Here is a 19,374-nt window from a genome sequence, read left to right on the forward strand (position 1 = left end):
AGACGTTATAGCGGCGGCCGCAGAAAATAAAAGTAACTTCTGCTGACCTATATTAGGAAAAGCTGTATCCACCGCACGGAATTTCTCCAATTTGTTCAATATTTATGTCCGATACGGACTTAAATGCGATCTTTCCCCTCTGGCCCAAGCGTTTAGGTTGGCGACATCGAATCAAAAGGTCCGTGAAATGCCTCTGTTCCAGCTCGTTCTTGTCGCTTTGATCCAAGGCATTACCGAATTCCTACCCGTATCGTCGTCGGCGCATTTGATCCTGCTACCTAGCCTCACAAACTTAGAAGACCAAGGTCAGGTGATCGATGTTGCGGTGCACGTTGGCACTCTCTTTGCTGTCATTCTCTACTTTTGGGCAGATGTTAAAATTGCACTATCGGGTATCCCGCGCCTGTTGCGCCGCAAAGTCGACACCCAAGGCGCATGGCTCGCACTTTGTCTGATCATCGCCACGGTGCCTGTGATCGTCGTAGGGCTAATCCTCAAGCTCACGGGGCTTGATGACATGCTACGGTCCGTCGCCGTCATCGGTTGGGCGATGTTGATCTTTGGTCTTGTGCTGTACTGGGCGGATCAAAAGGGCCCAACCACAAAGACCGCTGCTAGCTGGTCGCTCAAGGACGCGGTCGTCATGGGTTTGTGGCAGGCTGTCGCATTGATCCCGGGAACGTCACGCTCGGGCATTACGATCACTGGCGCCCGCCAGTTGGGCTATGGACGTGAGGATGCAGCCAAGCTCGCGATGCTCATGTCGATCCCGACAATCATCGCGTCTGGTGCGCTGTTGGGGATCGAAGTCACCGCGACTGCGGACGCACAGGCGGCCAAAGACGGCGCCCTCGCCGCAGGCCTCGCATTCATCGCCGCACTCTTTGCATTGACCCTCATGATGCGCTTGCTCAAATCCGTCAGCTTTACGCCTTACGTGATTTACCGCTGCATCCTTGGTGTGATCCTATTGTGGATCGCTTACACCTAAGCCTTGAGGTTCTTGGCGCTCTCTTTGATCGCGTCATACTGACCTGATGGCCGGAACCGCCACAGGTAATCCGTCAGGACGGCATCCGTCGGCACAGGCGCAATCCCGAGATCAGCAAAACCCCGTGCATCTTCGGACACGACATTGTCCACGCTCAAGTTCTTGATCTGATCGCTGGTGATCGGTGCCTTGATGATCCCAAGGCTCAGCGTTTCAGCAATACCAAAACCGAACGCCATCAGTTTGGCTGCAAAGGTTGGGATATTCAGAACGAGACGCCGGCGGCGTACGATCTCTAGCATTTGGGTCATCAACTCACGGAACGACGCGACATCTGGGCCGCCTAACTCATAGATGCCCGACGCATCACCAGTCACGCCCATGACAGCAGCCTGAGCCACGTCGTCAACGTAGACGGGTTGGAATTTGGTATCAGCTCCAACCACTGGCAAAACTGGGCCAAAGCGGCTCATCGATGCAAAGCGGTTAAAGAAGTCATCCTCTGGTCCAAACACGATTGATGGCCGGACGATCATAGCATTTGGCATGGCTTCCAGAACGGCTTTCTCGCCAGCTGCTTTGGTTTGGGAATAGGTGCTATCTGCATTCGCATCAGCACCAATCGCCGAAATATGCACCATCCGGTCAACGCCAGTTGCGGCAGCAATGCGCGCAACCCGCCCAGCACCCTCGGCCTGAACAGCCTCAAAGCTTTGGCGACGTGTTTCAGCCAGAATGCCAACGCAGTTTAAAACCGCATCCGCACCTTGCATCGCCGCCGCGACGCTAGCATCATCGCGAATGTTGCAAAAGATCGGCTCGACCTGACCAACAGCGCCATAGGGTTTAACGAACATCGCTTCGTTCGGGCGGCGAACGGCTACCCGTACACGCCAACCAGCCTGCGCCATCCGCCGCGCAACATAGCGCCCAACGAATCCTGATCCGCCATAAATGGTGACAAGCTTAGACATGGTGAATTTCCCTTTGAACACTAGGCTGCACAGGGTTTACCGATCACTGGCGTTTGAAACAAGGCGCAAAACACCCCAGAGTTTAGCCGCTTTGATCCGGAACGGCAGATTCCCCCAATCGCGTGCTTGAATCTATGTTGACACCCTGCGCACACGCGCTTAAATCCCGCTCATCGACACCTGCCCAGGTGGCGGAATGGTAGACGCGCCAGCTTCAGGTGCTGGTGTCTGTATGGACGTGGAGGTTCGAGTCCTCTCCTGGGCACCAAAATACCCCCTATATCTCCAAGAAATCGTTGCTAATAACTGCTTCTGGCGGAATCCGGGACCACAATCGGGACCGCTTTTAGGACCACTTCGTCGAGAAGCGCACCCAAAGCGTCACAGATAAGCGGTCCAGATAAGCTTGCACCCGGTAAGCTGTGTCGAGATAGTCTCGAGCACAATGGATGATCCGATCTCAAAGCTCCCCAAATACGTCTTCCGGCGGGCCAATGGCTCGTATCGGTATAAGCGCAACGTGCCCAAAGCACTGCGGGAGGTGATTCCCAAGGCGACTGTGTATCGCCAGCTGGGGGATAGCTACGATGAGGCAATCAGGAGGCTGCCTGTTGTCCATGCTGAGGTGGAGGCGTTGTTCGATGAGGAGCGCAGTACACCCAACAGTGTGCGCGCTAAGTCCATTGTCCGTGAGCGCCTGGGAGAGTGGCACGCAGAGGTGTTTGCGGAGGGAGTGGTCGATCCTGAATGGGATGTCACAGATGACTTCCGGGAACTTGCTATGGAGCTTCAGGGCAGCACACCGCCCGAAGTGGTACGCCAGGTCGGCAGTGCGCGACTGTCTCCAGAGCCAATGACCCTGCATAAGGTCCTATCTGACTACTACACCTACAAATGTGACAACAATGTTGAGGACAAAGCCCTCAAGACCCGCATTGAGCGGATCCGTAAGGACCTCGTGATTGCACTGGGTAAGAACAGGGTGGAGTGGACACCCCTTGCTGACATCACCCGAGCTGATGCCAACACGTTCCGGGACTACCTGCTGAACCGTATGGCACCAAACTCCGTTGTTCGCACCGTTGGGGTCATCAAGGCGGCCATGAACCATGTGATCATCGAGAACGACCTAGAGCAGCGTAACGTCTTCCAAAGGATCAAGATCAAAGGAGCCGGTGCCAGTAAGGATGACCGCTTGCCGATGACTGATAACCAGCTGGAGATGCTGCTGCCGGAGTATAAAGGAAACCCCACAGCCTATGCCCTGCTTGTTAGCCTGGCAGATACGGGGGCACGGCTTGCTGAGGTTGTAGGGCTAGAAGCACAAGATCTCGACCTAGCTACGGGGTGCCTGCACATTCGCCACAACAGCCTACGACGCCTCAAGACAAAGACCTCCACCAGAAGCATACCACTATCCCCCAGGGCCACAGAGTGCCTCAGACAGCAGCAAGTTGGACTATCGGATACCGACCCCCTCTTCCCCGCCTATGCCCGACCTCGTGGCAGTGATGCGGCCTCCGCCATGCTCATGAAGCGGCTAAGAACACAGATCACAGACAAGAAGGTGACCATCCACTCCCTACGCCACCGTATGAAGGACAAGCTGCGCAACACCGGCTGTCCTGAGGCCATCTCCCTGGCCATCCTCGGGCACAGCACCAACACAGTGGCAGCCAACTATGGCTCGGGGTATGCGCTGGAGGTCATGCGGGAGCACTTGGTGAAGGTCTGGGAGGAGTGATGCTGGAGTAGGCGAGTGGCGGGTCTGAGCGGACCTTCAACCAAAGCGCAGCGAACGGCAGAAATGAGCCCAATCTGTGAATTCGACTTTCTCGCTGCACGCTTTCGCAACGCCAGAAATGCCGCGTGAGCGAGAAATCTAATGCCGCCGCGCAACGGAAGGACCGGCCATTCAATGAAACCACAACAATAGATCATCAGTGTTCCGCCCGTTTGCTGCAGCTGTAAGAAAGTGAGTTCACTACGGTGTCCACTACACGAGCCGGTATTGCGCTGCTTTATTGCGCAAAAACGGAAGACCTTTGTCCATCACAGTTTGGAAGTCGGGCGCGACCGGCCGCCAAACCGACAGTCCACGAGACATCTCAGGTGGCATGTTGATGAAGCTCTCCATTGCCAAGCCGCCCTTGAAACCAATAGCAGCCAAGGCTCCGAATACTTCATCCCAATCGCAGCAACCTTCGCCTGGCGTTCCACGATCACTCTCGGACAGGTGAATGTATCTCAGATGCTCACGCGCATCCAGAATACCGTTAGCGGCACCCTTCTCTTCGATGTTCATGTGATAGGTATCGAGGTGTATGAAGATGTTGTCTGAGCCAATACGTTCAATCATATCCCGTGCTTGCCAGCCGGTGTTGATCAAATGCGTTTCATAGCGATTGACTGGCTCGATACCAAACAAAAGCCCCAGTGACTTAGCGTAGGCCGCGCAGGTCTCCAAGGAGCGCGCAACACTCGACAATTCAGCCTCTGTTGGCGGCATACCCGAACACTCACCAATACCACCATATGTTACACCAGAAACGGCTTCTGCGCCCATGGCCTTGGCCGTATCAAAGACCACTTTCATATGTTCAATTGCACCAACAGGGTTATGAGATGGCCAAACGGCTTGTGGCAGTCCTAGCGAGCAGACCGCGCGCATATCATTCTTTTCCAACAGTTTGCGCGTATGCTCTGCATCAACTGCCGGTGCATCGAGCAGCGCAATCTCCAAGAAATCCATCTTATAGTCGACCGCAGCTTTAACTGCTCGTTCGGCTCCCTCACGGTCCCATTTCATGGTCCACATGCTGGTATGAACACCAAATCCTTCCATCGTATATTCCTTTCTGTTTTTTGTTTTGAACCAATTTGCCGGGATTCCGACAGGTATGGCGTTAGTCGTTTGACGGTTGTTCTTCTTGCCCAACAGGTACGGCGTCACGCGCAATCAATGGGTCTTGGCCATAAGTGTTTGGATGGCATGCGGTAGTTTGCCCATGTCGTCGATCAACAGATCTGGCTCCAGCGATGCGAGGCGGTCTTTAAGTTTGGCGGGGGCTGCATGGCGTGCGCCATAATACCCGATAACCCGCATCCCGGCTGCTTTGGCCGCTTTGATACCTGCGGGACTATCTTCAATGACCACAGCGTCTTCCGGAGCAGCACCCATCACATGAGCGGCGTGTAGAAAGACATCTGGGTGTGGCTTGCCTCGCGCCACTAAGTCTGTGCTGAAGACGTGCTCACCGAAAAAGTCCTCTAGCCCGGTGAGCGAAAGCGACCTACGAATGCGTGCCATGTTTGACGATGATGCGACGCACTTTGCCAAGTTGATCGATGAAAGGGCAGTGCTAATGCCCTCTACCGGCGCAAGGTCAGTGCGAAAAGCAGTCAGAAGCTTGATTTGAAAATTAAGCAATTCGATTGGCGCGATTTCATGTCCGAAGGTCTCGCCTGCAACCCGAGCGATGTCTGCGATAGGTTTGCCGAGAAAGGCCTCATATGCCTGTTCTGAGGAGATCTCCAAGCCAGACGCCGCGCAATGCTCGACTAGAAACTTAAAAACAATCGGCTCACTCTCGACGAGGACACCGTCACTATCAAAAATGATCAGTGGTTGGTTCATGATTTCGTACCTTGAGTCTTTCTTGCAGATGCTTGCAGAGCTTCAAAAATTTGAAATTTTTGCGCATGGAGCTCTTTTGTGACGCCACCTGCTGGTGCGAAGCCCTCGCCAAGCGAAGACATTTTCTCCATGGCATCCTCCAAATTTAGGAAACTTTCTGCTGCGACGGCTCCAAGCATCGCAGATCCCAACAGCACCGGCTCTGGTGATCCAGACTCTGCAAAAGGGATACCCGAAGCGTCACACAACAACTGCTTTACAATCGGGTTTTCTGCAGCTCCGCCGCTCATCACCACAAGATCAGGTTGAACGCCTTTTGCGGTTTGTGCCTCTAAAATTTGGCGCAGCCCATAACCCAATCCGGCAATGCCAGCGACGTAGAGTCCGATCAAAGCGTCCTCGCTGTGATCCATGTCCAATCCCGATATGATCGCTTTGGCACTTGGGTCTGCAAACGGAGCGCGATTGCCCAAGAATTCGGGAACCACAACCAAATCCTTGGCAAGATTTATCGCCTCAGACGGAACGGAGATTTGAAGAGCCGCCTTATCAACAAGATAGTCCAAGACATGTTTGCCTTCTTGGACGGCCCCGGCCTTTGCATCCGCATATGCAGGGTGAAATTTTACCAGTTGGGCAAGTGCTTCGCCTGCCGCAGATTGGCCACCTTCGATAAGCCAAAGCCCCGGCACCATTGCGGAATAATATGGCCCCCAAACCCCCCGCACAAAGGATGGCTCGGGCGTTGATGACATCGTGCAGGCGGAAGTACCAAATACATATGCCATGCGCGATACTGTTGCATCATCAGATTCAGGTGCCCCAATAGTGCCAACACCGCCAGCATGTGCGTCCAAGAGCCCCGCCCCTACCGGCAACCACGGCAAAAGCCCCAACTCGGAAGCGGCCTTGGGAGTTAGTCCGCCTCCGAGCGGTGTGCCTGCATCCACAATGGACGTTCCAATGCGCTCAAAGTTTTCGTCAACCAATTCATTTAAACCGATGGTCTCGAAATAGTTCGCATCCCATGCGTTTTCATGGGCGAGGTATGTCCATTTACAGGTCACAGTACAGACTGATCGGGAAGGATCGTCAGTCGCACGCCATGTCAAAAAATCAACTAGATCAAAGAACCGCCCGGCCCCGTTGTAGGTTTCAGGAATCTGCTCCTTTAGCCAAAGCAGTTTTGGAGTTTCCATTTCCGGCGAAATTCTCCCGCCAACATAGTCTAGAACGCGATGCCCGGTCGCATTGATCCGGTCAGCCTGATCAGCAGCACGATGATCCATCCAAACCATAACGTTTTGATCGTTCTTGCCTGTTTGACTGACCGAAAGCGGCTGGTCATCCTTATCCAAAACGACCAACGAACAGGTCGCATCAAACCCCAAACCCCAAATATCTGTTTGGGCAAAACCGGACGCCTTCAATGCTGATTTTACGCTTGCACAAACGCAATCCCAGATATTGTCACTGGATTGCTCAACCATGTCTCCAGGATATCGAAACACTTCTATGTCATGTGCTGCGCTCGCGATGAGGTTTCCCTCAATATCGAAAACGCCAGCGCGCGCGCTGCCGGTTCCGACATCAACTCCCACAAAGTATTTTTCTTTACCCTGAACCATTGCCTTCATTTTCACTCATTGGAGGGCCGAACTCGACGGCTACGCTCGCTTAAAATTCGAGGCTATTTGGCATGAGAACCAGGTCGCGGATCGTGACGTTGCGAGGTCGGGTCAGCATGAAAAGAATGCAGTCCGCGACCTCTTTTGCTTCCATCAGGCTGCCGTTCGCGATCGCGTCTTCCATCTTTGCTTTTGGCCAATCATCTAGCAGCCCTGTGACAACCGGACCCGGCAAGATCGCTCCAACACGGATGCCATACTCTGCTACTTGGCGTCTGGCCGTGTGAGTGAAGGCCTGTATTGCGTGTTTGGAGGCCGTATAGATGGGCTCCCATACGACAGGGATCACGCCGGCAACGGAGCTGGTCATAATGATATCACCACTGCCTGCGTCCTTCATCACCGGTAAAACGGCATGAACTGTTCGAAATGCAGAGTTGATGTTGAGGTTAAGCATGCGATCCCATTCATCTGGATCGCCTTCAAGTAGCTTGCCGCCGATGTAGCTGCCTGCGTTGGCATGAAAGATGTCAATCTTCCCCAATTTCTCCAAAATGGTAGGCACCATCTTAGAGACGCTTTCATTGTCTAGCAGATCAGTCACTATCGGAACCGCGTTGTCGCCGAGCTCCGTACAAAGCTGTGTCAGCTTGTCTTCCGCATAGTCGAGCAGTGCAACCTTTGCGCCTGCATCTAGCAAGCCCTTTGCCGTTTCCAAACCAATTCCAGATGCGGCACCGGTTATGACAGCTACTTTGCCCTCTAGACTTATTGATCTAATCATCACTTTATTTTCCTTATGTGCCGAAGCCGCTGGTTAGTTGATACGTTGCTCATCATCGTTAAAGAGGTGGCATCGTTCCGGATCGAAACTTAGGAAAATGGTGTCTCCGCGGGTGAAGCTGCGCTCATCAACTGCGCGAACTGTGACTTGCCCAATCTCTGGCACATCGACGTAGAGAAACGCGTCACTGCCAAGCTGCTCTTCGACAGTCACAGTGCCTTGCCAATCTCCACTGTCATGCGAATAGGTGATGTGCTCAGGTCTAATCCCAAGCTGCATATTCGGTGTGAGTTGGTCTTGAACGACACCAGGAATGCTCTTGGACACCTTATTGGCCAAGAGCACTGCCCCGCTTTCTCCAGGCGAGGCCTTCACAAAATTCATTTTTGGCGACCCAATGAACCCAGCCACAAAGAGATTTTGGGGTCGGTCATAAAGACGAACTGGTGTGTCAAACTGCTCGACGCGGCCATCTCTTAGGACGACAATCCGTTCGGCCATTGTCATGGCTTCAACCTGATCATGTGTGACGTAGATCATTGTCGCGTCTAGCGACGCGTGCAATTTGATAAGCTCGATGCGCATCTGGACACGCAGGGCCGCATCAAGGTTGGACAAAGGCTCGTCAAAAAGGAAAACTGCTGGTTCACGCACAATGGCGCGGCCGATAGCAACACGTTGTTGCTGTCCGCCTGAAAGCTCGCGCGGTTTCCGGTCTAGCAGTTTTTCAAGGCCAAGGATTTCTGACGTCTTTGCTACTTTCGCATCGATCTCTTCTTTTGGAAGGCCAGCGATCTTTAAGCCGAAGGCGACATTGTCGCGCACAGAGATGTGCGGGAAAAGCGCGTATGACTGGAACACCATTGCGATCTCTCGCTCAGAGGGCTGCACATCGGTTACGTCTCGACCGGCAATGCCCACGGTTCCCTCGCTCATGGTTTCAAGACCAGAGATCATCCGCAGAAGCGTCGATTTCCCGCAACCTGACGGTCCGACAAAAACAACGAATTCACCGTCTTTGATATCAAGCGAGATATCTTTGATAACGTCGACCGAGCCAAAGCTCTTCTTGACGTTTTGGAGTTCTACTTGCCCCATTTTTTGTTCCTTTTCTTAGTATCGTGTAAACAGTCGTTACACGTGGTTAGCCGTTCTTGACGGCGCCCATAGTGAGACCAGACACGATGTGTCGTTGCATGATGAGTGTGAAGATAATTGGTGGCAGCACTTGGATAACTGTCGCCGCAGAAACGAATTCCCAGTAGGTTCTCGAAAGTGTCGAGAAACCGGAGATTACGACAGGGAACGTCTTGGCGTCACTCGATGTGAGGAAGAGCGCGAGCAACAATTCGTTCCATGCAAAGATAAAGACAAACGTCGAAACCGTTGCGATACCGCTTTTGGTGAGCGGCAAGGCCACCTGCCAGAAGGTCTGAAACCAGGTGCAGCCCTCAATGCGAGCCGCCTCGATGATCTCCTTGGGAAGGTTACGGAAGAAAGACATCGCAACCCAAACCGCGAATGGGAGATTAAACCCTGCGTAGACGATGATCAGTGCCGCATGGGTATCCAACATCCCCATCCCATTGAAGATCATGAACAAAGGGACAGCGGCAGCAATCGGTGGCATCATCCGTGTCGATAGAATCCAATCGGCCAGAAAGTTGTTGCCTTTAAATTGGAAGTTCACCAACCCGAAGGCACAGGGCAGCGCGAAGATCATACAAAGAACCGTGGCTCCAAGTGTGATGATCACTGAGTTGAGTAGAAACGACCAATTCTCAGCTAACAGGGCTTTGAAGTTCTCCAAGTAGCTGAAATCAGGCCACCAGACAGGCGGGATCGAATAGATATCAACAGGTGTCTTGAACGCGCCCATGAACATCCAAAGGATGGGCAAAGTAAAAATTAGCATCACGAAGATTGCGGCGGCATAAGAGCCAATGAGGTTTGACTTACGCATTTTGCATTTTCCTTAGAAAGCCCACAGCAATCGTGGTGACGATGATGCTGATAACGAGGATGACGACTGCAGCAGCCGATCCGTAACCGACGTTGAAGAACGCGAAATCCTGTCGGTACGTGAAGAACGTCAGCAGTTCGGTGCGATCACCTGGACCGCCTCGGGTCGTTATGTAGACAAGATCAAAGAGCTTGAGATTGTCGATGACGCGCAAGATGACCCCGATCAGGATAACGTCCCTGATGGCAGGCAATTCGATCCAACGGGCAACATGCCACCAGCGTGCTTTTTCAAGCGAAGCCGCTTCGTAAAGAGATGTTGGAATCGATACCAAACCCGCCAGCATCAGCAGCATCATAAACGGGGTCCATTGCCACACGTTGATGAAAACGATGGTCCAAAGGGCCAAATTAGGGTTGCCAAACCAAGAGATGGGCTCAACGCCGACACCGGAAAGGATGTAATTCAGAATGCCAAGTGTTGGATTCATAATGTAGCTGAAGATCAACGCCACGCAGAGCGGCGTAATCATCATCGGCAGGATCGACATTGACCGTAGAAAATATCCGACGCGTTGTTCTTTAAGCGACAAGAACACTTTGGCGCAAATGAAGGCCAAAACAACCTCCAGAATGATCGATGACGTTGTGAGCAGGAAGGTGTTTTTCAGTGCCGCAAGAAACACTTCGTCTGAGAACAATTGTTTGTAGTTGTCCCATCCAATGAAGAACTTCTTGTGCAACCGCGTCAGTTTTGCCTGATAAAAACTCAAGTAGACTGAGTAGATAAACGGGAAGATGCTCATAAACATCAGGTAGATGACGGCCGGGACGATGAAGGCGGCACGCACCTTACGTTCGTCCCTCGAGAGCGTGTTTTTTCTTGGTGGTTTTTTTGTAATTATTGCTGCGTCTGACACGTCTAACATCCACGAGATTTGAGGGTGAGATGCTCGGCTGTTCAAAGAGCATCCCGACGGTTTCGAGTGACCCAATGGCAATTCAAACGTCGGTGACGCGCCATCGAGCGGTTAATTTCTATGCGTATTTTTCTCACTATGTTCGGCGCTTAACGAAGCGCGGAAACCAGTAGACGAGCCGTGGTCAATTGACCGCCGGTCGCTTTTGAGCTTTTGTGCACGGTGTTCCCAGCCTGCCCTATCCTCTGAACGGAAGGCAGGCTGGGGGAGTGGTGCCCTGCAACTTGCAGGGCACCCGTTCGCTTAACGCGCGATCAGACCTTCGGATTGAAGAATCTGTGTCACGTTTTCGTTCGCTTTATCGAGCGCTTCTTGAGCGCTGATTTCGCCAACGATGGCACGGTTCACTTCAAGACCAATCGCATCGATCACCTGGAATGTACCCGGGTGACGAGGACGAAGATCAGGCCAAGCAGCTTGGGCCGATTCATAAAGTGTTGGTGTCCAGAACTGCTCTGCATTCACCTGTTTATCTTGGAACGCGGAGTGACGCGAAGGAGGTCCACCGGCCAGAACGAAATCTGTGTGCACCTCAGGTGAGGCAAACCACTTCATGAAGTCCCATGCTGCGTCTTTGTTGTTGGAATTTGCGTTGATACACATAATCCAACCGCCAACTGGAGGCACAGACGACTGACCTTCCGCATGTGGGAACATCGCAACGCCGAAATCATCCGTCACCTTAGAGATGTCAGGATCAGTAAAGAGCGGTGTACGCACAGACCAGTTGTTGATCATCGCAACCTTGCCCTGTGTGAACGCGTTTGCACGTTCGTCCCAAGCAAAGCTTTCAACGCCAGGAGGACCGTATTGAGCGATTTCATTGAAGAACTCGACCATTTTTACAGCTTCAGGATTGTTTAGCGTTGGCGTTAGATCAGCATAAACATCGTCAGATCCGACGAAATTTGAAGCCCAAGGGCTGCCACCAGCAGAGTAGAGCCATTCGAAGTACTGCTGACCTGCAGCTGCACCACGCTGGAAGTTCATCGCCATGCCGCCTTCCAACTCAGGGAAGTCCGGGTTGTCTTTGAACAATTCAGCAGCTGCCAACATTTCTTCAAACGTCGTCGGTGCTTCGAGACCAGCCCGCTCAAAGAGATCCGTACGGTAGTGCAGCATATGCCAGTAGCCTGCAATGGGCAGACACTGACGCTCACCATCCCAGCTTGCCTGACCGGCAAAGCTTTCCATGTAATCGTCCCAAGCGATGATGCCATCATCGGTGTCAGCAATGCGCGACTCAACCGGGTCAATACAACCAGACTCAGCAAATTCGCCGACCCAGATTCCATCAATAAAGAGAACATCGTATGTGTCGTCCCCTTGGCTGCAGTTTAAAATCTGCTTTTCGTACAGACCACCATAGCCAAGCTCGTCTTGCGATACATTGGCACCTGTCAGGGCACCAAACTCGCTCGACATTTGAGCAAGAGGTCCAGTGTACGGGTCATTGATGACCTGAATCCGTAGATCTGTTCCAGTGTGATCCCCCAATTCAGCGGCCCAATCGACACTGTGGCCGTCCGCTAAAGCGCTCCCCGCCATGGCCGCACTGGCCATCGCAAACGCGCAGGTTGTTTTGAGTAGTTTCTTCATTATTTCCTCCAAGTACTCTCTGTTACGGTTCTTCGAACCATTGCGAGTGTGAGACACACTCCTCCCGTTCGCTGTCGATGTATCAACAACGTTCGAATCGAAATTTGTTTGATAGAAGTGCAGCTCTTCTGGCTGCTACATTCCCGTTACACGCGCCTGAGCGCGTTGGAATTCCAGGTTATGTCTGTATCCCCCCAGTATTTTGTTTGCTCTTTAGGTTCCCTCGCAGAGTCCCGAACAATAAGTTCACTTTCAAAGACAGTATTAACAACCGCCCCGGTTTGACCGTTCATCCGACTCAACAGTTGCGTCCAAACAGCCTTGGCAATTTGATCAACCGGTTGGCGAACTCCTGTAAGTTTAGTACGTCGCGCGGACATCCAAGAATAATCATCGAAACCCACGACTGACATCTCGGAAGGCAGATCAATCTTGCGGTCCGCTAGAAAACGAAGGACCGAAAGTGTCGTCATATCCGTTGTGGCGCAGATCGCAGTTGGCGGTTCGTTGCTTTCAAACCACTCGCCCAGAATGCGCGCGCCATCTTCCGCATCCGCGCCAAGTTCAACAACACGAATGGAACCGCCAAATTTTTCAACGGCCTTCTGAGCACCAGCCGCACGTTGGCGGATCGGGTGGATCGACAAATCCGATGCTGTCATCAAGATATTCCGATGACCCAAGCCAGCAAGATACTCTGCCGCCTGCTCTCCTGCACCAAAGTTGTTTATGGTCACCGTATCCGCGACATCGAAGTTTGCGATACGGTCCACTAGAACGCACGGAGGCGTTTGACCCTCCACGAGGCACTTTGGCAGTTCGTCGGTACATGGAATGACAATCGCACCTGCTGGCTCCCAAGCCAGCAATGCGTTCAGCCGCCCCGCTTCAACTTCGACATCATCGTCAGAATTCCCAATAATGATTTCATAGCCGTCTTCGCGGGCGTGATGTTCGATTCTCGTAATGATGGAAGTAAAAAATGGGTCAGACAGGTCAGGAACAATTACGCAAACAACGCTGTTGCGCCCACTGCGTAAAAGTGACGCTGCTTTGTTGACAGTATAACCTAAGTCTTTGGCAACCTTCCGTACCTTCTCAGCCAGATCGGGGTTAACAGGCTTACGCCCGCTGAACACATTCGACACCGTAGCCGTAGATACGCCGGCTGCCTTCGCAACCTCTTTGATAGAAATTCTCTTCACTTGTCCTCCCAGAAAAACGTATGTTAAACGTTTTACAGTTAATCGTTTAACAGCACTTCAGAAGTCGAGTCAAGCTTGATCTTGATGGTTGTGAGTGTCGCATCAACCGAAGTTATCAACAATCACAAGTGCTTGCTAAACTATGACCGATAAAAGGTAAAATAACTGTCGCAAACAACTGAAGGCATTAAAAAAACAAAGAGGTCAGCTACAAGATGGTTAAAAACGGGAAGTACTATGTTGCACCGACTAATGACGGCAGCAATTTTAAACTACTTTTCTCCCGTTTGGCAGCTGAGGGTGCCCAGCGACCAGTAGACTGCAACGGGGTTCCTGATGGCCCTTGGACCCCCGAACTCCTAACAGATGCAATCTGTGCCATTGATGCAAATCGATCAGGGGTCGAGATACGCACTGTGCAAGTCTGGTTTCAGGAGAATGACAATGGGATCAGCCCAGATAATATTCGCTGGCTTGCACGCATATTTGGTTGCAAGGATCCCGCAAGCGCCGCCGGTTTGGCTATCGGTGGATCGTTGGGCCAGATATGACAAATAGCGACTAAGTCCGCGACCTGATTGTTGAGCCCGTACGCAGCAAAAGTGTAGTTTGGAATTGTCTAATTTCGACGCTCTGAACGGCTGGTTTGGTGAAATCCGCTGCGCCGCCAAAAATGTTCCGCCGCAACTGCAAACGTATGCTGCGTCAGCAACATGGCTAAACGTCAAGGTCGGGAAAGTCCCGCAAAGCAGACATCTGGGCAGAATGTAGCGAAGGGCTGCTTCCCGCCATTTCCACCTCAGGCGGAGTGGCAGCTAGCTACGGTTCAGGGTATGCTCTGAAGGTCATGCGGGAGCATATGGAGCGGGTGTGGTGAAGGATATTTTCTGGATATTAAATAAATGAACAAAGCCCGAGCATTTAACCCGTTCTTGTGTGCGAGGACTGATAACCTCATGGCGCTCATCACAGAAGTACAGGTCCAAATAAGTGGGTATGAGTTCTTTCACCAAACACGCAAGAGAGCTCGCAGACCAGCTGACCAAGCAACCTATGACCGTACGGTCGAAGCCATCTTGTGTGATCTCTGTGCTGTAGAGCTAGGGCCTGCCAACGACAGCATCCACCTCCCCCTCAGCAATAAAGTCCTGAGGTCAAAGTCACGGTACAAAGGGACAGCCTTGGGCAAAACCCTTCCAGACATCCTGAAGGTCATGTCAGCACCTGAGATGAGCTTTGTCTCTGTCGAGAAAGGCCACAGCACCTTCAAGATTGTTGATGATGAGCTGAACGTAGCATTTGCGGGTGGTCAGCAGACCATACTGAAGGCGGGACCAAAGCTGCTGTCCCGCATAGAACGCTTTGACACCACGAGGGATGACATGGGCCAAGCGCCCGAGGAGGAGGTCTTAATCCTGCGCGCACCTAAGCGTCATTCCAACAGCAACGCTGAGTATCAAGAATATGAAGATGACAAGACCACACTCACTCTGCGTCAGCAGATGACCGACATCAATGACTGGCTCAGCACTGCAGATATCACCTGCAACCTCTCCCAAGTGGACCCAGCACACCGTCGCCTACGCCGCATCTTCAACAACTCTGACTTCGGACAAGGTGGAAGGCTCTATGGCGGGTTTTGGCAAGCCATGTCCTCGGATGAACGTCAGGAGCATATCCTCATCGAGGGTGATTGTTGTGTTGAGCTCGACTACGGACAGATGAGCCTTGCAATACTGTATGGACTGACAGGTACCAAACCTCCTGAAGGAGACCTGTATGACCTGTCCGCGGAAGGCATCCCAACAGACTATCGCAAGGGCATCAAAACAGTCATTCAAGCTCTCATCAACAGCAGTAAGGTACCCACAAAGATGCCCAAGGGTGTCCGTAAGCTCATACCTTCAAGTTACACCATCAAAGACATCCTCGAGGCTGTGGCGAGAAAGCATCCAGCAATCTACCCACAGATGACCTCAGGGATTGGTATGCAGCTGTTCCGTAAGGAGTCCGATATCTTGGTCGATGTGCTGGAAACCCTCAGGTCGGAAGGTATCGTTGCTCTGCCTGTCCATGATGCTGTCATCGTGATGGATGAGCATCACTTACAAGCAACAAAGATAATGAAGGAGGTCTTTGAAGGGCACACAGGGATAACTCCAGAGGTCACCCTAGGGTAGGTCCTAGGGGGTGGGTATGTTTGTGGTGGAATAAGAGAAGAACAATAACACCCTAAGGGACCCTTTAACCCTCTTCATATAGGGGACCCGTAAGAAGACCCGAGGGAGGGTGGCAACATAGGATGTCACCACCGACAAGACCCCCACTACCCTCTCGGGATGTCAATACTGCAGGGCATATGGGGAGGTATTAAGTGTGTCCACATAGGGGGCCCATAAGCAGGTATCCCCATGCTGCATCCAGAACATAGACAATTGAAGGGGGACCTCAAAGCCTAGGGCGGAATTCTAGTCTGGGTACTCGGGTAGTCAGGTACTTGGCTACTTGAGGGTGCAGCCCAACTCCTCCCAAAACTGAGAATTTTTAGGCCTCTATAATGATAACAATCATCATGGAGACCTATCATGTTTACGACCTTCACAGCCCTTGCTCTTGCAGGGGGTGTCCTTCGGCTTGTCCTGCAGTGGCAGCTGAAGACCCGCTGGGGGATATCTCTTGGCATCCCCCAAGCCCTGGCTGGGGCCCTCGTGGTCCTGGCGGGATTACCTGAGTTCATCAAGCCCTTCCCCTTCCCAATGCCTCTAGGCCTTACCCTAGGCCTGCTGCTGCCAGACCTTCTGCTGCGGGGGGCCTAGGATGACGGACCTTACCATTACCCCTGGCTGTACTGTGTTGATTGCCGGCTTTGACGATATCCCCGCCCACCAGTTCTTGGTCGAGGAGGTCTTCGAGGATTGCATCACAGGCACTGCCCTCACAGGTCCCCTTGCTGGGGAGTACGGAGAACCAGACATCGCGTTGGTTCTGCGGGTCTTGTCGGGACCAACTTAAGCCCGAGCAGACGTCAGGGAAGGGCTTAGTCCCTGCCCCTCCTTGGCGCTGCTCACAAAAACCCAACCCATCACACAAACCAGGGCAATTGCCCCAGAAAGGAGACGCCATGTCACCTCAAATTAAGTACGCCTACAAGACCCACAACACTTGGGTTTACCGCAGGACCTATCCCAAAGCCCTACAACCTCTCTTGGGCACTGCCCTCAAGCAATCCCTCAAGACAGGGGATGCCCGTGAGGCCAAGCTGCGTGTGGCTGAACTGAACCAAACCTTCACAACGATCATCAAGGAGGCTCAGGCCCATGCCCTTGCTACCCCTCACACCGATACTCCCACTGCTGCCCAAGGTCCTCGACTGGCTGTGGGTCGCCCTCGATATCAGCGTGCTCGTCTTGTGGGTGATGGGCTGATCGACGACCTTACCCAAGCCTACCTTGGGGAGGTGTCACAGCGTCTGCGCCCTGGCAGCTACAAGTCGGTGCGCTTTGCGCTTGAGCTGTTATCCTCACATCTGGGTAAGCAATCTGTTGGTGACTTGTCCTTGAACCATGGAAAGGAGGTGCTGGGGTACATCACCCAGCTCTCTCCCAACGTCCGCAAGTACCGGGAGGGGAAAGACGCTGGATTGATTGAGTTGGCAAGGCTCTCCCAGGAGCAGGAGAGTACCACGCTGGCGCCCCAGACCCAGGCACGTATTCTCAAGCAGATGTCACAGTTCCTTGACTGGTGCGTTGGCGAGGGGGAGCTGGAGGCAAACCTCTGGCAGGCCCTCAAGGTCAAAGACAGGCCTGATGTCCACCCCCACGGGATGCTGACAGAAGCGCAGGTCATGATACTTCTCCAGGCAAAAGACAGGGAGCTTCACAGCGCCCTTCTTTTTGCTTTGCTCACAGGTATGCGCTCCGGCGAGATCTGCGGGCTCATGGCGGAGGACATCACAGCCAAGGGTAACCTGGGACGCTTCATCAGCATACAGCCCAACCGGGTGCGCTTGCTGAAGTCTAAGGCAGCAGAGCGGGTGGTACCGTTGCATGGTATCCTGGAAAACCTGCTGGATATGGCACTACCGACCTCAGGACGGCTGTTCTCTCACCTCAGCGTGGACAGGGTCGTCAAGCGCTACGCTCACCTGCGCCGCCTCTATCCTGAACTGCACGGGACCGTGTTCCACTCCACTCGCAAGTGGTTCATCACCCAGTGTGAACAGACAGGCGTCCCTGAGCACTTCACCGCAAGCCTCGTGGGGCACCACTCTGCACGGTCGGCCAATAAGCTGACCTATGGGCTCTACTCGGCGGGGATATCTGATGCGCAGAAGCGGGATATCATTAATCAGGTCAGGTTGCCGCAAGAGGTGCTGCTGTGACTGGGGTGCGTAAATGGCGGCTAGCAACAGGTCTGGACTAACCCCACAAAACACCCCGTCCGGCTTCCCATCGCGGGAGGTTGGGCGGGGGGCCGTGACAGCTATTTTTTTTGGGAGGAAGGGCTGGAGCAAATGCGGAACTTGATGCAAAGTGCAGCGAAGGACTGCTTTGAGCCCAACCTGTGAATTCGACTTTCTTGCTGCGCGCGCTTGCAGCGGACAAATTGCTGCGGATGCATTGGCAAAGACGTTGTCTTGCGGCGGAAAAACCAGCCTTTCGTTCGGAACGAAGCTGTTTATTCTTACTGTTTTACACTGGCGGCGGCGCTTTGTCGTAATCTAGCACGCCAACGCGAACGGTTGGTTCCAAGTAATTCGCGGGATTTGTCAGTCGAAGTGCTTGTTGCGGGTCCAGTCGAAGGTTCCTTCATCGCGTTCCTGCACCGCCCGCTTCCAGCCGACTTGCTCCACGCGGGCTTTGAAATTCATGCCCTCAGGCGAATGGCGGGATATGCCGTCGAACACGGTGGCAAGGCGCTGCGTTTGGTTGATCTTTTCCTCGACAGCGGAATTGATCACCATCTTCTGCATGGCCAGTTGATTGATGGGAACGGTGGCCATGCGCGTTGCCAGTGCCTCGACCTCATCATCCAGTTGGTCATCAGGCACGGATTTCAGCACCAGCCCCATCTCGGCAGCCTCAATCCCGGTGATCTTGTCGCCCGTAAACATCATGCGCTTGGCTTTTTCCGGCCCCAACCGATGCACCCACATCGCCGTCGTCGGGCAGCCCCAAACACGGGTGGGCATGTAACCGATTTGCGCGGTCGCGCCCATGATGGTTAGGTCGGCACACAGTGCGATATCTGATCCCCCCGCGACGGCAAAGCCGTGCACCTTGCAGATCACCGGTTTCATTGCCCGGAAGAGCGACATGAAGGCCTGCGTGTTCGCCCACATGAACTGGAAGTCTTGCATCGGATCCCAAGGCATCTCCTGCACGACCTGATTGGGGCCATTGCCTTCGGCGTAATGGGCCAGATCGTAACCCGCAGAAAACGCCTTGCCGGCACCGGACAGCACCATCACATGCACGTCCCAATCAGCATCCGCCTGCGCCACTGCTGCCGCCAACTCGCGCGGCAAGTCATCGTCGATGGCGTTCATCACCTCTGGACGGTTTAGGGTGATCCGGCCGATGCGGCCGTCTTTTTCGTAAAGAACCTTTGCCAT

At 53.2% G+C, this 19,374-nt stretch carries 16 protein-coding genes and 1 tRNA gene; 6 read left to right on the forward strand and 11 right to left on the reverse strand.

Annotated features, from left to right (window positions below):
* Positions 1 to 187: 187 nt before the first annotated feature.
* Complete coding sequence (locus TR2A62_RS11545; protein ID WP_009157646.1) at positions 188 to 991, forward strand: undecaprenyl-diphosphate phosphatase; 804 nt, start codon at positions 188 to 190, stop codon at positions 989 to 991.
* Here the strand turns inward: TR2A62_RS11545 and TR2A62_RS11550 are convergent.
* On the reverse strand, positions 988 to 1,965 hold the full coding sequence (locus tag TR2A62_RS11550) for a complex I NDUFA9 subunit family protein (protein ID WP_009160507.1): 978 nt from the start codon (positions 1,963 to 1,965) through the stop codon (positions 988 to 990). The two genes, TR2A62_RS11545 and TR2A62_RS11550, sit on opposite strands and share 4 nt — an antisense overlap.
* A gap of 182 nt (positions 1,966 to 2,147) precedes the next feature.
* Here TR2A62_RS11550 and TR2A62_RS11555 point away from each other — a divergent pair.
* Together TR2A62_RS11555 and TR2A62_RS11560 are read left to right on the forward strand one after the other, a co-directional pair.
* Positions 2,148 to 2,233, forward strand: a tRNA-Leu gene (locus tag TR2A62_RS11555).
* 177 nt (positions 2,234 to 2,410) lie between these two features.
* Positions 2,411 to 3,709: a tyrosine-type recombinase/integrase gene (locus TR2A62_RS11560; RefSeq protein ID WP_040820665.1), complete on the forward strand. Its 1,299-nt coding sequence runs from the start codon at positions 2,411 to 2,413 to the stop codon at positions 3,707 to 3,709.
* Between the two features lie 252 nt (positions 3,710 to 3,961).
* Here TR2A62_RS11560 and TR2A62_RS11565 read toward each other — a convergent pair whose 3' ends face one another.
* The 9 genes from TR2A62_RS11565 to TR2A62_RS11605 form a co-directional block, all read right to left on the reverse strand.
* Complete coding sequence (locus tag TR2A62_RS11565; RefSeq protein WP_223296101.1) at positions 3,962 to 4,903, reverse strand: sugar phosphate isomerase/epimerase; 942 nt, start codon at positions 4,901 to 4,903, stop codon at positions 3,962 to 3,964.
* Positions 4,904 to 4,924: 21 nt separating this feature from the next.
* Positions 4,925 to 5,602 (reverse strand): HAD-IA family hydrolase, encoded by a 678-nt coding sequence (locus TR2A62_RS11570; protein ID WP_009158695.1) that lies wholly within the window; start codon positions 5,600 to 5,602, stop codon positions 4,925 to 4,927.
* Positions 5,599 to 7,239: an FGGY-family carbohydrate kinase gene (locus TR2A62_RS11575; protein ID WP_009157917.1), complete on the reverse strand. Its 1,641-nt coding sequence runs from the start codon at positions 7,237 to 7,239 to the stop codon at positions 5,599 to 5,601. Before TR2A62_RS11575 ends, TR2A62_RS11570 begins: the two co-directional genes overlap by 4 nt.
* Positions 7,240 to 7,279: 40 nt before the next feature.
* Positions 7,280 to 8,014, reverse strand: coding sequence for an SDR family oxidoreductase (locus tag TR2A62_RS11580; RefSeq protein WP_009160356.1), 735 nt, complete (start codon positions 8,012 to 8,014; stop codon positions 7,280 to 7,282).
* Between the two features lie 33 nt (positions 8,015 to 8,047).
* Positions 8,048 to 9,112 (reverse strand): ABC transporter ATP-binding protein, encoded by a 1,065-nt coding sequence (locus TR2A62_RS11585; protein ID WP_009159543.1) that lies wholly within the window; start codon positions 9,110 to 9,112, stop codon positions 8,048 to 8,050.
* A gap of 46 nt (positions 9,113 to 9,158) precedes the next feature.
* Entirely contained in the window at positions 9,159 to 9,977 is an 819-nt protein-coding gene (locus tag TR2A62_RS11590) for a carbohydrate ABC transporter permease (protein WP_009160303.1), read from the reverse strand.
* The gene (locus TR2A62_RS11595; RefSeq protein WP_223296102.1) at positions 9,970 to 10,788 is read right to left on the reverse strand and encodes a carbohydrate ABC transporter permease; all 819 of its coding nucleotides are present in this window, start codon (positions 10,786 to 10,788) and stop codon (positions 9,970 to 9,972) included. Before TR2A62_RS11595 ends, TR2A62_RS11590 begins: the two co-directional genes overlap by 8 nt.
* Positions 10,789 to 11,199: 411 nt before the next feature.
* Complete coding sequence (locus tag TR2A62_RS11600) at positions 11,200 to 12,555, reverse strand: extracellular solute-binding protein (RefSeq protein ID WP_009159901.1); 1,356 nt, start codon at positions 12,553 to 12,555, stop codon at positions 11,200 to 11,202.
* A 146-nt stretch (positions 12,556 to 12,701) separates the two neighbouring features.
* Positions 12,702 to 13,760, reverse strand: coding sequence for a LacI family DNA-binding transcriptional regulator (locus TR2A62_RS11605; protein WP_009158576.1), 1,059 nt, complete (start codon positions 13,758 to 13,760; stop codon positions 12,702 to 12,704).
* Positions 13,761 to 14,941: 1,181 nt separating this feature from the next.
* Here TR2A62_RS11605 and TR2A62_RS11615 point away from each other — a divergent pair.
* The 3 genes from TR2A62_RS11615 to TR2A62_RS11630 all read left to right on the forward strand — a co-directional run bounded on the left by TR2A62_RS11615 (position 14,942) and on the right by TR2A62_RS11630 (position 18,141).
* Positions 14,942 to 15,940, forward strand: a complete 999-nt coding sequence (locus TR2A62_RS11615) for a hypothetical protein (protein WP_223296103.1) — start codon at positions 14,942 to 14,944, stop codon at positions 15,938 to 15,940.
* A gap of 637 nt (positions 15,941 to 16,577) precedes the next feature.
* Positions 16,578 to 16,772 (forward strand): hypothetical protein, encoded by a 195-nt coding sequence (locus tag TR2A62_RS11625; protein ID WP_040820672.1) that lies wholly within the window; start codon positions 16,578 to 16,580, stop codon positions 16,770 to 16,772.
* Positions 16,773 to 16,881: 109 nt separating this feature from the next.
* Positions 16,882 to 18,141: a DUF6538 domain-containing protein gene (locus TR2A62_RS11630; protein WP_009159290.1), complete on the forward strand. Its 1,260-nt coding sequence runs from the start codon at positions 16,882 to 16,884 to the stop codon at positions 18,139 to 18,141.
* Between the two features lie 387 nt (positions 18,142 to 18,528).
* On the opposite strand, the gene TR2A62_RS11635 is transcribed toward TR2A62_RS11630, so the two are convergent.
* Entirely contained in the window at positions 18,529 to 19,374 is an 846-nt protein-coding gene (locus TR2A62_RS11635) for a crotonase/enoyl-CoA hydratase family protein (protein ID WP_009160797.1), read from the reverse strand.

Source organism: Thalassobium sp. R2A62, assembly GCF_000161835.1.
Taxonomy (GTDB): Bacteria; Pseudomonadota; Alphaproteobacteria; order Rhodobacterales; family Rhodobacteraceae; genus Thalassobium.

What these genes read in the sequence shown, in the direction of transcription:
- TR2A62_RS11545 (WP_009157646.1), top strand. Translation starts at nt 188, where the DNA reads ATGCCTCTGTTCCAGCTCGTTCTTGTCGCTTTGATCCAAGGCATTACC.
- TR2A62_RS11550 (WP_009160507.1), bottom strand. Translation starts at nt 1,965, where the DNA reads ATGTCTAAGCTTGTCACCATTTATGGCGGATCAGGATTCGTTGGGCGC.
- TR2A62_RS11560 (WP_040820665.1), top strand. Translation starts at nt 2,411, where the DNA reads ATGGATGATCCGATCTCAAAGCTCCCCAAATACGTCTTCCGGCGGGCC.
- TR2A62_RS11570 (WP_009158695.1), bottom strand. Translation starts at nt 5,602, where the DNA reads ATGAACCAACCACTGATCATTTTTGATAGTGACGGTGTCCTCGTCGAG.
- TR2A62_RS11575 (WP_009157917.1), bottom strand. Translation starts at nt 7,239, where the DNA reads ATGAAGGCAATGGTTCAGGGTAAAGAAAAATACTTTGTGGGAGTTGAT.
- TR2A62_RS11580 (WP_009160356.1), bottom strand. Translation starts at nt 8,014, where the DNA reads ATGATTAGATCAATAAGTCTAGAGGGCAAAGTAGCTGTCATAACCGGT.
- TR2A62_RS11585 (WP_009159543.1), bottom strand. Translation starts at nt 9,112, where the DNA reads ATGGGGCAAGTAGAACTCCAAAACGTCAAGAAGAGCTTTGGCTCGGTC.
- TR2A62_RS11590 (WP_009160303.1), bottom strand. Translation starts at nt 9,977, where the DNA reads ATGCGTAAGTCAAACCTCATTGGCTCTTATGCCGCCGCAATCTTCGTG.
- TR2A62_RS11595 (WP_223296102.1), bottom strand. Translation starts at nt 10,788, where the DNA reads ATGTTTATGAGCATCTTCCCGTTTATCTACTCAGTCTACTTGAGTTTT.
- TR2A62_RS11600 (WP_009159901.1), bottom strand. Translation starts at nt 12,555, where the DNA reads ATGAAGAAACTACTCAAAACAACCTGCGCGTTTGCGATGGCCAGTGCG.
- TR2A62_RS11625 (WP_040820672.1), top strand. Translation starts at nt 16,578, where the DNA reads ATGACGGACCTTACCATTACCCCTGGCTGTACTGTGTTGATTGCCGGC.
- TR2A62_RS11630 (WP_009159290.1), top strand. Translation starts at nt 16,882, where the DNA reads ATGTCACCTCAAATTAAGTACGCCTACAAGACCCACAACACTTGGGTT.
- TR2A62_RS11635 (WP_009160797.1), bottom strand. Translation starts at nt 19,374, where the DNA reads ATGGCAAAGGTTCTTTACGAAAAAGACGGCCGCATCGGCCGGATCACC.